General features: G+C 34.9%; 6 protein-coding genes. 3 read left to right on the top strand and 3 right to left on the bottom strand.

The window, feature by feature from the left end; genetic code table 11:
* Positions 1-125 precede the first annotated feature (125 nt).
* From M666_RS01170 to M666_RS01160, 3 genes are read left to right on the top strand one after another with little or no spacing between them, the layout of a single operon-like run.
* Positions 126-1,382: an alkaline phosphatase family protein gene (locus M666_RS01170; RefSeq protein ID WP_029445326.1), complete on the top strand. Its 1,257-nt coding sequence runs from the start codon at positions 126-128 to the stop codon at positions 1,380-1,382.
* A 28-nt stretch (positions 1,383-1,410) separates the two neighbouring features.
* The gene (locus M666_RS01165; RefSeq protein ID WP_029445327.1) at positions 1,411-4,509 is read left to right on the top strand and encodes a SusC/RagA family TonB-linked outer membrane protein; all 3,099 of its coding nucleotides are present in this window, start codon (positions 1,411-1,413) and stop codon (positions 4,507-4,509) included.
* A 12-nt stretch (positions 4,510-4,521) separates the two neighbouring features.
* Positions 4,522-5,967 carry a SusD/RagB family nutrient-binding outer membrane lipoprotein gene (locus M666_RS01160; protein ID WP_029445328.1) on the top strand — a complete coding sequence of 482 codons (1,446 nt, stop codon included), beginning with the start codon at positions 4,522-4,524 and terminating at the stop codon, positions 5,965-5,967.
* Positions 5,968-6,045: 78 nt separating this feature from the next.
* On the opposite strand, the gene M666_RS01155 is transcribed toward M666_RS01160, so the two are convergent.
* The 3 genes from M666_RS01155 to M666_RS01145 all read right to left on the bottom strand — a co-directional run bounded on the left by M666_RS01155 (position 6,046) and on the right by M666_RS01145 (position 13,979).
* The gene (locus M666_RS01155; RefSeq protein WP_029445329.1) at positions 6,046-7,059 is read right to left on the bottom strand and encodes a transglutaminase domain-containing protein; all 1,014 of its coding nucleotides are present in this window, start codon (positions 7,057-7,059) and stop codon (positions 6,046-6,048) included.
* Positions 7,059-7,787 (bottom strand): carboxypeptidase-like regulatory domain-containing protein, encoded by a 729-nt coding sequence (locus M666_RS20590; protein ID WP_029445330.1) that lies wholly within the window; start codon positions 7,785-7,787, stop codon positions 7,059-7,061. Before M666_RS20590 ends, M666_RS01155 begins: the two co-directional genes overlap by 1 nt.
* A gap of 129 nt (positions 7,788-7,916) precedes the next feature.
* Complete coding sequence (locus tag M666_RS01145) at positions 7,917-13,979, bottom strand: alpha-2-macroglobulin family protein (protein WP_029445331.1); 6,063 nt, start codon at positions 13,977-13,979, stop codon at positions 7,917-7,919.
* Positions 13,980-14,064 lie beyond the last annotated feature (85 nt).

The raw sequence follows: 14,064 nt of genomic DNA, 5'->3' as shown, positions 1-14,064 counted from the left end.
GGCTTTGTGTAGTCCATTTCAAATTAACGTTTATTTAAAGTTTTATTAATTGAACATTCATTCAATTAATAATTTATAAAAATACTTTTGACGCAGATTTTAGTGTAATCAATTAAACCTAAAAAATGCGGCCACAAGTAAAATACATTTTATTTTTTTCATTTTTAGTAGCACAAGTACTAGTTGCGCAGCAACATAATAATTCCGTAAAGGAAAAGAAAGTTGTTTTTATAATTGTAGATGGTATAGCTACAGATATGCTTCAAAAAGCATCAACTCCTTATTTAGATAGCATCTCAGCTGGTGGTAGTTATTCCAAAGCCTATGTAGGCGGTAAAAAAGATGCCTACTCAGAAACCCCAACTATTTCTGCAGTTGGCTATAATAGTTTGCTTACGGGAACTTGGGTAAATAAGCACAATGTGTATGGCAACAGTATTAAGGCGCCAAATTATAATTATCCAACAATTTTCGAGGTTTTTAAAGCGCAATACCCAAATAAAAAAACAGCAATTTTTTCTACGTGGTTAGACAATAGAACAAAATTGATTGAAGGTATTGGTTCAGATAAAAATGTAACCTTGGACTATGCTTTTGATGGGTTTGAACTAGATACAATTAAGTATCCCCATGATTCCTTACGTCAGTATATAAAAAACATTGATAAGCTTGTTGCAGAAGAAGCGGCAAGATACATTAAAACAGAGGCGCCAGATTTATCGTGGGTGTATTTGGAATATTCTGATGATGTTGGTCATGGGTTAGGCGATAGTCCGCAATTAGATCTGGCTATTACGTATGAAGATAATTTAGTAGGAAAAATATGGAATGCTGTAAAAGAGCGTGAAGCTAACTTTAATGAAGATTGGTTACTCATTGTAACTACAGATCATGGCCGAAGTCCAAAAGATGGCCGTCATCATGGCGGGCAAACAGATCGAGAACGTGCAACATGGGTGGTTACGAATGAAAAAAATACAAACGATTTTTTTAAAAATGAGCTTGTTGCAATTACAGATATCTATCCAACGATGTTGCGCTTTCTAAATATTGAGGTATCAAAAGAGGTACACTATGAAATTGATGGAACACCATTTATTGGTCCTGTAGATGCTTTTGATTTAACTGCAAGTAAAGAGAGTGATACCATTGTCCTCCGTTGGAAGAACGCTACTAAAAATGGAGAAAAAGGAACCTTTTATACTTCGAACACCAATGAATTTAAAGAGGGTAAAAAAGATACTCATAAAAAAGTAGCTAGAGTGAGTTTGGCTAATGAAGAGACTACGCTATCGCTTAAAAAGCATAAAGGCAAGATGTTAAAAATAGTATTAGAAACTCCGAATAATGTACTCAATACTTGGTACATCAATAATAACTAAAACCAATTTAACTAAACATTAAAAGAAAATGAATTTTAAAATTACGCTAGTTCTAATACTGCTTGCATCCTGTTTTGGATATGGACAACAATCGATTAAAGGCACGGTTGTAGATGAAAATAGTATACCTCTAATGGGGGTAAGTATTGTAGTAGCCAATTCGGCAAACGGGACAACTACAGATTTTGATGGTAATTATACGATTAGCGCCACGATTGGGGAAGTACTTATATTTTCTTCCATGGGTTTTAAAACCGAGCAAGTTACGGTTTCAGATGCAACTATTGTACGTGTTACCCTAGTTGAAGATGCTGCGGCATTAGAAGAAGTTGTCATAACAGCTTTAGGAATAAAGAGAGAAAAAAAAGCACTAGGATATGCTGTACAAGAGGTAAAGGGGACTTCTTTAGAAAAAGCAAAAGAACCTAATTTAATTAACTCCTTAACCGGTAAAGTTGCTGGTTTAAATATTAAAAACTCAACAGATTTATTTCAGAGTCCAGAAATTAGCTTAAGAGGCGCTAAACCTTTACTGGTTATTGATGGTATTCCTGATAGATCTGCTGATATTTGGAAAATTAATTCTGATGATGTAGAAAGCATTAGTGTACTTAAAGGAGCTACAGCATCTGCACTCTATGGATCTGTTGGTAGAAATGGGGCCATCATGATTACCACTAAAAAAGGAGAAAAGGGTAGGCTAACAGTAACAATAAATAGTTCCGTACTTTTTCAGCCTTCTTTCACTAAAGTTCCAGATGTACAAACGGTTTATGGAAACGGAAATCAAGGGCAATATGCGTATAGTAATGGATTAGGTAGTGGTTCTGAAGGTGGCGGATGGATCTGGGGCCCCAAAGTAGATCAATTAGACCCATCTACACCTAGTGGGTTTTTTGAGACAACTCAGTATAATAGCCCAACAGATGCAGCAGGTAATTTAATTCCTATCCCATTTACTTCAAGAGGAAAAAACAACATTAAAGACTTTTTTCAAACTGGGTCAATACAAACTAATAATGTAAGTGTAAACTGGGGTAATGATAAAGCTAGTTACAGAATGTCTGTTTCTAATGTTTATCAAAAAGGTATCGTGCCAAACACAGATTTAGGAAATACATCCTTTACAGTGGGCGGTACTTTAAATCCTTCGGACACTTTTAAAGTTAGTTCTAGCTTAACTTACAATAAGCAATACACAGATAACTTTCCGGAGGTTGGTTATGGTCCTACAAATTACTTGTATAACTTACTTTTATGGACTGGTGTAGATGTAGATGTAAAAGATTTACGAAATTATTGGCGAGAAGGTCAAGAAGGGTATCAGCAAAGGCATTTTAATGTATCTTACTATAACAATCCTTATTTTCAAGCGTATGAATATGAGCGCGGATATGATAAAGACAATGTCTTCGGGAATGTTGCTTTTGAGTATAATATAACACCAGAGCTTAGTATTAAAAGTACAAGTGGTATAAATGTTTATAGTTTAAATAGAACGTACAAAGAACCAAAAAGTTATATTGGATATGGGAATAAATCATTAGGAAATTTTACAAATTCGGATAGTCGTTATTTTGATATTATATCCGATTTGGGTATAAAATATGAAAAGAGTTTTACTGACAATTTTAGCCTGAAAAGTGAGGTTGCTTATTCTAATTATTTTCGTAAATCAACTATAGCAAGTACACAAACAGATGGTTTAAATATTCCTGGCTTTTATAACTTGGCAAATAATGCAGGTGCAAGTTATATTGCTTCTAATAGAGAAGAAAAAGATGCTATAAAAAGTGTGTATGGTTTTATAGATTTGTCTTTTTACAACGCATTTTATGTATCTATTACCGGTAGAAATGATAAGGTCTCTACCTTACCACAAGAAAATAATTCTTTCTTTTACCCATCGGTCTCTGGATCCTTAGTGTTATCAAGTCTTTTTACAATGCCAAACGCTATTAGTTTTGCAAAGTTAAGAGGTTCTTGGTCTAGGGTATCTGAAGGGAAAATAGGAGAAGAAACAGATCCTTATGCCTACATTCAGGCCTACGATAAAGGGACTACTTGGAATGGCAATACTTCTGCAGCCTTTGGTACAAGTTTATTAGCGGCAGGTCTAGAACCAGAAACCTCAGACACTTGGGAAGTGGGAGCTAATATTAGATGGTTTAACAATAGAGTAGGTTTAGATGTAGCGTATTTTGAAGCAACTGATTATAATAATTTAATTTATAGTCCGATTTCTGATGCTACGGGCTACGAAAGTATTTTACTAAATGGCGATGAATTTAAGCGTAAAGGCCTTGAATTTGTATTAGATGCGAAGCCAATTGAAACAGCAAACTTTAGCTGGAACATACTCGTTAATTTAAGTAAGTTTAGAAGATTTCAAGAAGAAATTTATGGAGATAGAGAACAGACCGAAGGGTTTATAAAAGTTGGTGATCGGACAGATAAAATTTATGCAGATGTGTATCAAACAAACACAGAAGGAGAAGTTATTTTCGAAAATGGTTTTCCTGTAAATGATCCTTATCAAAGATATATAGGGGAAGACGATCCAGATTGGACTTATGGAATTTCCAATTCCTTGAGCTATAAAAATCTTAATTTATCCTTCTTATTTGATGGTAGAATTGGGGGCTTAATTTACTCTACAACCAATCAAAAAATGTGGTGGGGAGGTAAACATAAAGGTACAGTGAATCAATTTAGAGACGATGCTAACAGCGGAGTAAGTTCTTATGTTGCACCGGGCGTTAAAGTAATTGGTGGTACTGTTTCTTATGATGTGAATGGTGCAATCACTAGTGATACTAGAACCTATGCGCCAAATGATGTGGCTGTTAATTACATCAATTTTATGCAAACCACTAGTAATGGTCATAATACAAATTACCATTATTACAAAGAGTCATTTGTAAAGTTAAGAGAAGTAACACTTACGTATAATTTTCCTAAAAAAGTATTAGATAATACCCCAATACATGAGTTTAGCTTGTCATTAATTGGTCGTAATCTTTGGTTGAATTCAAAGGTGCCAAACATAGATCCTGATTCAGGAGTAGATGCTTTACAAGCACCATCTACAAGAAATATAGGTTTAAACTTAAACGTAAAATTTTAAATAAAAAATAAAATGAAAAATTATAGTATATACATTTTATGTGCACTTTTCTTTACGGTAAGTTGTACCCAAATAGAAGATTTACAAGATGACCCTAATAGAGCAACTTCTGTTAGTCCAGATTTATTATTAACTAATATCGAAACAAAAGCATTTAATAATGTAAGTTTAAATAGCGCTTTGGCTAGTAGATATCTAACATTTACGGACGGTATTAATGAAAATCAATATTACAACTGGCAACAAGCTTCATTTGCTAATTATGACAATATTAAGCAAGTGCATAAAATGATTGAAGAAAGTAAAAAAGCAGAAATAGAAGTCTATTCAATTTTAGCAAAATTCTTTAATTCTTATTTTATAACGGAGCTAACTATGGTTTTCGGGGAAGTTCCTTATAGCGAGACTTTAGCTATAGAAGAAGAAAATTATACACCTGTTTATGATACACAAGAAGCTATTTTTCTGAAAGTTTTAAATGATTTGAATGATGCCTCTAATGCGCTAGCAACAAACGAAGAGCTGATATTAGGAGATATTATTTATGATGGTGATAAAACAAAATGGCGTAAATTAATTAATACGTACTATTTAAGAGTATTGTTAATGTTGTCCAACAAAACGGACGTAGCTTCTTTGAATGTTATAGGAAGATTCCAGGAAATTTTAGAGAACCCAACTAAATATCCTTTGTTTGATTCTAATGAGGACAATGGTGCATTGGTATATGTAAACATTCAAGATAACAGATATCCTCTGTTTAATAATAACGAGTTACAGACTGCATATTATTTAGAAGAGTCTTTTGTAGACAGGCTCAAAGATTTGGAAGATCCAAGGTTGTTTGTTTTTGCGGAAAAAACACCTGCAGCTGTTGCTTTGGCAGAGGATGATTTTAATGCTTATGATGGTTTATATGGAAGTGCTATTTTTAGTGATAATGCAGCTAAAGCGGTTGCAGGGAATGCCTCTAGAATAGCTTCTCGGTTTTACAATGATCCTGTAAACGAGCCTAGTCTGTTAATTGGCTATTCAGAGTTACAATTTATTCTAGCAGAAGCGGTAGCAAGAACTTGGATTTCTGGTGATGCGGCATCATATTATAACGAAGGCATTAAAGCATCAATGAACTTTTATGGTATTTCAGAGGTAACTGCCTACTTAGCGAAGTCGGAAGTCCAATTAACTAGTGCTAATGCAATAGAACGTATCGCAACACAAAAACATATAGCCTTGTTTTTAAATACCGGATGGCAAATATTTTATGAGCAACGAAGAACAGGATATCCTGAATTTAATGTAGATGGTGGTGGAACCTTAAATGAGGGTAGAATACCCAAAAGGTGGTTGTATCCTTCCAATGAAGCAACAAATAATACGGCAAGTTTAAAAGCTTCCATAAATAGACAGTTTACTTCTGGGGATGATATTAACTCATTAATGTGGCTTTTGAAATAGTCTTGTTCAAATAGTATGAAGTATAAAAAACCCAGCACGCTCAAGTGCTGGGTTTTTTATACTTAACGTTTTAAAAGATTACTTTCTTTTTACCCGTATAATATAGGTGGCGATAATAGCACCATTGTATTTTAAGTGAACGTCGTATAAGCCCGCCTTCGTAAACTTATAAGAAATGCTATAGTCAGAATCATGCTGAAAAAATGTAGTGTCTATGGTCTGCGTGGCATAACCATTTCCTATTTCTAGGACTAGATCTGCTGGATCTAATCTTTCAGCACTGGAAAATTTAAAGTGAATACGTTCATTTTTGATAATTTCTGTTTCTAGTGCTAATGGGAATTCTGGATTGATGGAAAAGTTAAATGCATTTTTATACACTATAGGACCAGAAATAAAATGTTCAAAGCTTGGCATGTTGTCCAAAAAAGCCCATTTTTTTTCTAAAGGATAATGGTTTCGTATAAACAAACTCGGTTCTGCCAAGAAATAACCATCGTGGTATTCAAATTGAAATTCAGGATTCCCTTCCTTAAAAACTATTTGTCCAGCAGACCAAGTGGCATCACATAAATACCATTTTCCATTCAATTGCACGCTATTCCAAGAGTGGTTAGGGAGGCTTTCCAGTGTTAATGGCAATGTTGGTGTACGGCTATGACCATCAATAATCTCACAAGGTATTTCTGCTAAGCTAGCCATCTCACGAACTAAATATGCATAGCCCGTGCAAGCTGTTTTTTTGTTGCGAATTAACTGTTCAAAGACCTTAGGAGTATAGTCTTGATTCCATGCTAAGAACGCGGTGCGATCTTTTTCTATTTTACTTCTCTTGCTTTTCGTTTTTGCATATGAGTTGTAGTCATTTTCAATATTGGTACTTATCCAGGTATATATCGCTCTAAATTTCTCTACGTCTGTGTGTAAATTTGTAGTTAGGTTATGAACAAGTATAGGAAGACTTTTTAAACTTGCTCCTTTGTATTGATAGGCAACACTATCTGCTTTAGAAAAATCTATGGCATTAAATGCTGAGCGTTGCCCATAGCTTATGCTTGCGCATAAAATAAAAATAAGAAAGGCATACCTCATTAGTTAAAGATAGAACCAATTTTCTGAGCAATGTTTCTTTTTGGCTGGTATACTCCTTCGATAGAAATATCTCCCATAAGTTCTATATCTGCCGCATCAAAAAGTATAGAAATTTCAATGGTATCTGTTTCACTTTTGGCGATGGTATAACGCTGAGTATCATACCCTACATAGCTAAAGACAAGAACATCACCTTCAGATAAGCGTCTGCTGAATTCAAAATTGCCATCAAAATCTGTAGACACTCCTTCATTCGTTCCTTTTAGGACTACAGAGACACCAGGTAGTGGTAAATTTTCTTGATCTACCACAAGACCTTTTACCTTGTATTTGTTGCTTTGAGTTGTATTGGTGGTAGCTTCCGGATTTGAAACTAATTCTGTTTGTGCACTAGTGCTTAATGCTTCATCTTGTGCGTTAACGCTAGATATGGCACATAATGATAATAATGAGAAGCTCATAGCGCCAATACTTTTAGTTAAAAAATTAAAAGAAGAAACGTTTGAATTTGCCATTTGTAAATCATTTAATTGTGAGGTTTTAAATCGGCCGCAAGTGCTGTTTGTTGCAGTACATAAATAGTTTAATATTTCGCTTTTAGACATGGTTGTAAAATCGATTACTTCCTTTTCGCAAGAGGCGCAATAACCGCCTTTATCGGTGGTACTAAAGGTACTAAATTTCTCTGAACATGGTTTCTTTACGGATACGCTAATGGAATTTTTCATAGGCTTTGGTTTTAATTAGATACCTCTAAGGTATAAGAAAACTAAAGCCTATAAAACCAACAATGAGGCTACACAGCTATTGAATGCGTAAACCCACCTTTTTGGTGAGTTTACATTTTTTCATCCTAATTAGTTGGCATCAATTGTTACGCGTACGCCTTCACTATGACTGCTAAATTCAGGCGCGTACATACTTTGTATCGTTGTAATACCATTACTGAAATTTCCAGCATTATTTACACGTAAATCATATTCAAAGACATACACTCCTTTTGGTAAAAAGTCAAAAAAGAAATTGGTGCTAGCATCTTTGGTACTTTCATAGTACCCTAAACCATCTTGCCATTTGTATTGAGAAAATACATTGATGGGTTCAAAACCAGCGGCACGCATATCTTTCATATGAATAAATTCCATATCCCGGTCTGATCGTAATTCAATACGTACGCGTACTAAATCGCCCACAGCTAATTTGGTGTTTGCTGTAATTTCAGAAATCTTCTCTCCCGTAGCTGTATTCTTTTTTAAGAACAACTTCTTTTTTAATTTCAAGGGAGTTTCTGCTGATGTAATTTTATCGAGGTCTTCAAAATATTGCCAGTAAAGGGCACCCCAAGCAATTCCAGCTCCTTTTTTGCTAATTTGAACTTCGGCCATTTTCGGTGTTATTTCAGACTTGTTCCATGAAGTTTTATAGTAGCCAGTACCCGCTTCTACTTTTACACCTTCTAATTTTTCCGGAGCTATTTTTTCGCCACCAACAAGCACTTCTACCGCATTGGTTACTGCTAACCAATCACTGCCTTGTAGTAACAGCGCATAAACAGCTTCTGTAGTTGCCTTTGTAGTTTTCCACTGGTTGGTTTGTTTGTTTTTAAGTAACCAGATTTTTAAATTATCTATAGTCGTTACTTCATTCTGGATTTCAGAAAAAGCTTCAATTAATAGGGCTTGAGTTTCAATAGGCGCCTGGTACCAATACCATGAATTGGTATTTTCTTTCCAATACATTCCTAATTCATCACTAGTAATACTATTCTCTTCTAGGTGGCGTATTATTTTGGTGGCAGTAGCCTTATCTTCCATTCGGTGCATAATTAAAGCCAACATACCTTTGCTATACAGATTCCTATTTTTCCAATAGTTCTGAATTTGTCCTTTGTAATAAGCGGTAGCCTCATCAACTTTTTTAGAAGTTTTTATGTCACTAAAGAACGAACGCATGTAGAGGTACTGTACTTGAGAATGACTCAGATGATCTTTGTTAATGTCTTTGGTGTGATTTTTCATATACTCATATTCAGCAACAAAGGCATTGTCTAAATAAGAGATTGCTTTTTTAATCATAGTGCTTTTTTCTTTCTCTGTTTCAGAAGAAATGATAAGCTTATTTAAATGCCCAAGACCTGTAATGATGTGCTGTGTGATGTATCTGTTTTCACGACCGCCAGCAAACCAAGACCACGCGCCAATAGACATTTGATTTTGTGCTAATTTGCTAAATGCGTTTTCTTGAGATGCTCTCATTTTATTTAGATCAAAAAGCAATGCAATACGTTTCTTTTGCTCTGTTTCTGATTGCGCATCACGTAACCAAGGGGTTTCTTGAATTAAGAGCGATTTTAACTCTTCATTCTTTTCTAAATTACTAAGCAAAGCATCCGCGTTTGCCCATTGATTGAATACCTCCTGAATTTTAGGATTGCTATTGGCAATGTAACTCGCTAAAGTGTTTGCATAATAACGGGCAAATGTTTGTTCATTACATTCATATGGGTATTCCATTAAGTACGGCAAAGCTTGCACCGCATACCAGGCTGGGTTTGAAGTAATCTCTAAAGTAAGTTTATGATTACGGAGTGTTTTGGAAGTATTGTTCTTTAATTTGTCTAAGCTAAAAGTTTTTGTTTGGTTGCTTCTTACCCACATAGGTACAGATTCTGTGACCAACATTCTATTAGAAAGTACAGGCCACATATTTTGTTCTCCATCACTAAAATCTCCTGCTTTTGCTAGAATTTTATAAGACACGGCTTGCAATCCTTCAGGAACAGTTATGGTCCAAGATACTTGTGTGTTTCCCGTTGCGTCTACTGAAAATTCTTGCTGTGCATCTTTTGTAATATCTGCAGTAATATCAGCATTTGATACGGCATCGATTAAGACAATTTTTGCTTGCCCTGTTAGACTTTTCTCTGTTAGATTAGAAATTTTAGAACTCACAACGATTTGATCACCTTCCCGTAAAAACCGTGGAGCATTTGGCAGTACCATTAATTCTTTCTGTGTAACCGTAGTAAATTGAGCTGTGGCCGTTTCTAGATTCTTAGTATGTGCAAGCAGTTGTAATTTCCATTGTGTTAATGCTTCTGGTGTGGTAAAACTAAAAGAAACATTTCCTTCTTTATCTGTTTGTAATTGTGGGAAGAAAAAGGCGGTTTCTTGCAAGTTTTTACGAATTTGTACCTCTCCAAATTCGGAGTCAGGCTGTTCTGCGCTTGGACGACCAGGAACAGTATCTTTTTCTTTATTTTCTATTGGGGCAGCGTTTGATTCCATGGCTATTTCTGCAACTCCAGCGCTATCTTCCATCTCACTCATCTCACTCATGACTGACATAGCAGGAGCAGATTTACTCATCATTTTCCGAGATAAATAACCAGATGAACGGTTATTATATCCTAGGTTTAAATCAAACCATTTAAAGGTATCGTAATACTGAGATACAGAAACGTACTTAGTATCAAATTGCCAGTAAGACCTAAAAGATTTGATTCCAAAACTACGGTTAGCATTACTACGTTGGTAGGCATAATAACTATTTTTGTATAGTGGGTTAAAACCCCATGAGTGACCTCTAAAGGCATCTAGAGAGGCATCATACATGCTTGCTAAAAGTTCTGCGGCTACTTTATCTCCTTTCGGTCCTTTTATTTTAAACGACCACGTTTCATCAGTACCAGGTTTTATCTTATCTCTAAACGTTACGGTTTCAATTTGTAAATCGGTTACAGGATAAGGTACCGCAACTAGAAGATTTCCTGATGCATAAGAATTAAATGCCGCATAGGAATAATTGATGGCAAAACCACCTAAATCTTCCGCATTGATGGGTATTGTAAATGATTTTTTATTTTCTGATAAATGAATAATTTTTGTGTCGACTATCTTATACTCTTTTTCAATGGTAAGCGTCACATACAAATCTTTGGCGGCAGTTTTTAAGGTAATTTTTGCCTTATCGCCAATTTCATAATTTGGTTTGTCTGTAGCAATACTAAAAATTTGTTGATCTGCTAAGCTTTTATCATCAGAGCTATATACTGTAGTTTGTACTTTTTCTTCTACTAGTTGACCAAATTTATCAGTAGTAGCTAATTCTATGCGGTACTTCCCAGATTGCCATTTTTTGAGGTTAGGTAAACTAATTTCATTTGTTTTACTCGTATTGAATTGAGTTTCCCATAGCAAGTCTGCATTTTCCCATGTATTGGAATCATACTCACTAGCATAAGCATCATGTGGATATAATGACTTAAATTTTTCTTTTCCAAAATAATCATAGTCCGGCGCAGCCCATGGTCTAGGTCTTAATACGGCAGATGGTGCTTGTAATTTATAGATCTTCAAGGTCCCAGAAGAGGGCACTGTTTTGCCATTAAGATTAGTGGTATATAAGGCTAGTTTATTTTCGTTTGCATTTTTATCTAGTCTAGTAGCTACAGCAATAGTTGCATTTAAAGCATGGTACCCTACATTCACAGTCGTAGCGGTACTATGGGTTTCGCCATTAATATCTGTAATGTCTGCCGTTACTTCATAACTAAACGTAGGTAAGTTTTTTGCAGAAGTACTGTGGTCTACAATAGCTTTAAAGTCTAATTCAAAATTACCAGAGGCATCTGTAGTGGTTTCACCAAAAGCTATTTCTTGTGGCGTATTGTTCTGGTACGAACGGTACCAGTAATACCATCTAGGATAATGTACAGCACGTTTTACGCGATAGGTAACTTTGGCATCTGAAATAGCACTTCCGGCATAGGCCATCGCATTTCCATGTACTTTAATCATATCATTTACCCGATACGTTTCCGTAATAGGGTTAAAGTGTGCTTCAAATTTTGGACGTTTGTATTCTTCTACAGAAAAGTTAGTACTACCATTTAATCCATATGTGCTATTACTGGTATGCAGACTAAAACTCCCTGTTAAACCGTTAGCGGGTAAAATAAATTCTCCAGAGAAAGAACCGTACTCATTGGTTTTAAAATTCTGGCTACTTACTTCTTGGTAATTTGCATCAAGCAATTTAACCGTAACGTCTGTGGCTGCAACAATAGATTTTTCCGAGTCAGAATCTGCTACAGCTATTCCTTTAAAAAATAAAGGTTGTCCTGGTCTATAAATACTTCTATCAGTGAAAAGAAAAGTAGAGTAAGAGGTATGCTTTTCATTATTTCTAGAGTAATTATGATTAATGTAAAATCCGGTAAAATAAGCAACCTCATTATCTGCCGTAACTTTTATACGTACATCTGTCCAATAGTCCTTAGATTTTTCAAAGGTTATATTTCCGTTTTCATCAGAAGTATATGTTTTATTAAGGTATTTGTTATCATAATTAATTCGGTACGTAAAACGTACTTGTGCATTAGAAATAGGTGCGCCGTTGTTTCTGTCAATTACTTGAAAACTATTGTTTCCGTTCAATTGATTCTCGCTAAGCACTAGATCGGTCACGTTTAATGCGCTATACGCAAAAGAATTTTGGTCGAGTTTATTATCCTTTGCCACTAGTAAGTAATAGCCATTTGCCAAAGTCGGAATTTCTATTTCTATAGCATGATTTTGGTAGTCGTTTTCATTTTTAAGACTCGCCTCCCAATTCTTAACGGCCTTCAATTTTTTTATAATCGCTACTTTTTCTTCAATTTTATAAGCATCTTCGAGTGCCTGAAACTGATCCCGATCTATTTTATACGCGGTTACGGATAAGGCATCAATATTCTTATAATTAATTAATAGACGAGAGGTTTTATTTGTAGGAATATATTCTTCATTGGTTAAATGTATACGCTTGCTAAGAATGGTTGTTTTAAGATTTTGACTTTTAAGGGCACCTAAGTTTTTTGGATACTTTTTTATAAGTATATCACACAATGCTAAAGCCTCTTTATTTTTCCAGCGGTGTTCATCATTTGTTTTGGCGTGGTACGTGTTGGCTAACTCAGCATAGTAGGCAGCAATTTCATATTGATATAAACTCCAATTCTCATGGTCTTTAATATTTTCAGCAGAATTCTGTAAAATGTTCAGGTAAAAGTCACCAACATTTGAGAAAACAGCATTATTCTTTATGAAGTGAAGGCGTTCAATATCAATAGTAACATAGGCATCTGATGTTTTATCAGTGCTATGAAACTGTAATAACTCTTGATATAGTTGCAATGCCTTTGCTTGCAGTGAAGTTTTATCAGTAGTACTTATTTTATGATGTATAAATTGATAGCTTTCACATAAAACCTCAGAATCATCTATTTCAAATTTATCGGCAGGTCTTGTAATGCTATTTTCATCGGTCTTATAAAAATTTAAGGCAGTATGCGCTAACAGATCGTATAACGTAGGTCTAAGTTTTTCTGAACCGTCTTGAGAGTTTAAGAGTACTTCAAACTCGGATACAGGAATTTCTTTGAGCGCTTCGTTATTCTCTAAGGAAGCGTCAAAATGAATTGCTATCTCATAAAATAGGGTATTTAAATCCCAAGTTCTAAAATCTGTAGTATCTACTTTCGCTTCGGTTTCTGTACGGTTGTAAAATTGATACCTGTTTTGTTGGTAATACTGCCAGTAGAGGTTAGCTAAATAGCTTTCTAGTATGTTTTTAGTAGGCGTTGTTGCTTTTTCAATTTCAGATTTAAACTCCGAGATAATTTTTAGTTGCGCATCTTCCTCTAAGGTTAATGAATATTTGCTTGAAAATAAAAGCGATTTAACCACTTGAGCATTATTGCTTTCTTTCTTGGCCTTTTCGGAAATAGAACTAACTACACTAAGAGCAGATTTCGTAAGTCCCTCTTGTTCTAATTGTGCTACCTTTTTCCAAAGCGTTTCAAACGAATCTTTGTTCCCTTGCGCTTCTGCCATATGTGAGAATAAAATAATCAATACAAATACTGTTGCTTGTTTCATAATATGAATGTTGAATGGCAAATATGCCACTTGGTAAATTTAGGTACAATAAGCGTTGAGTGAAACCCTGCTTTCAGTGAGTTAA

This window comes from Cellulophaga baltica 18 (genome assembly GCF_000468615.2).
GTDB classification, from domain to species: domain Bacteria; phylum Bacteroidota; class Bacteroidia; order Flavobacteriales; family Flavobacteriaceae; genus Cellulophaga; species Cellulophaga baltica.
Note: the sequence above shows the minus strand (reverse complement) of the source record. Positions and strands in the feature narration are given on the sequence as shown.

Coding starts and splice junctions, on each gene's coding strand:
- M666_RS01170 (WP_029445326.1), top strand. CDS start 126: ATGCGGCCACAAGTAAAATACATTTTATTTTTTTCATTTTTAGTAGCA.
- M666_RS01165 (WP_029445327.1), top strand. CDS start 1,411: ATGAATTTTAAAATTACGCTAGTTCTAATACTGCTTGCATCCTGTTTT.
- M666_RS01160 (WP_029445328.1), top strand. CDS start 4,522: ATGAAAAATTATAGTATATACATTTTATGTGCACTTTTCTTTACGGTA.
- M666_RS01155 (WP_029445329.1), bottom strand. CDS start 7,059: ATGAGGTATGCCTTTCTTATTTTTATTTTATGCGCAAGCATAAGCTAT.
- M666_RS20590 (WP_029445330.1), bottom strand. CDS start 7,787: ATGAAAAATTCCATTAGCGTATCCGTAAAGAAACCATGTTCAGAGAAA.
- M666_RS01145 (WP_029445331.1), bottom strand. CDS start 13,979: ATGAAACAAGCAACAGTATTTGTATTGATTATTTTATTCTCACATATG.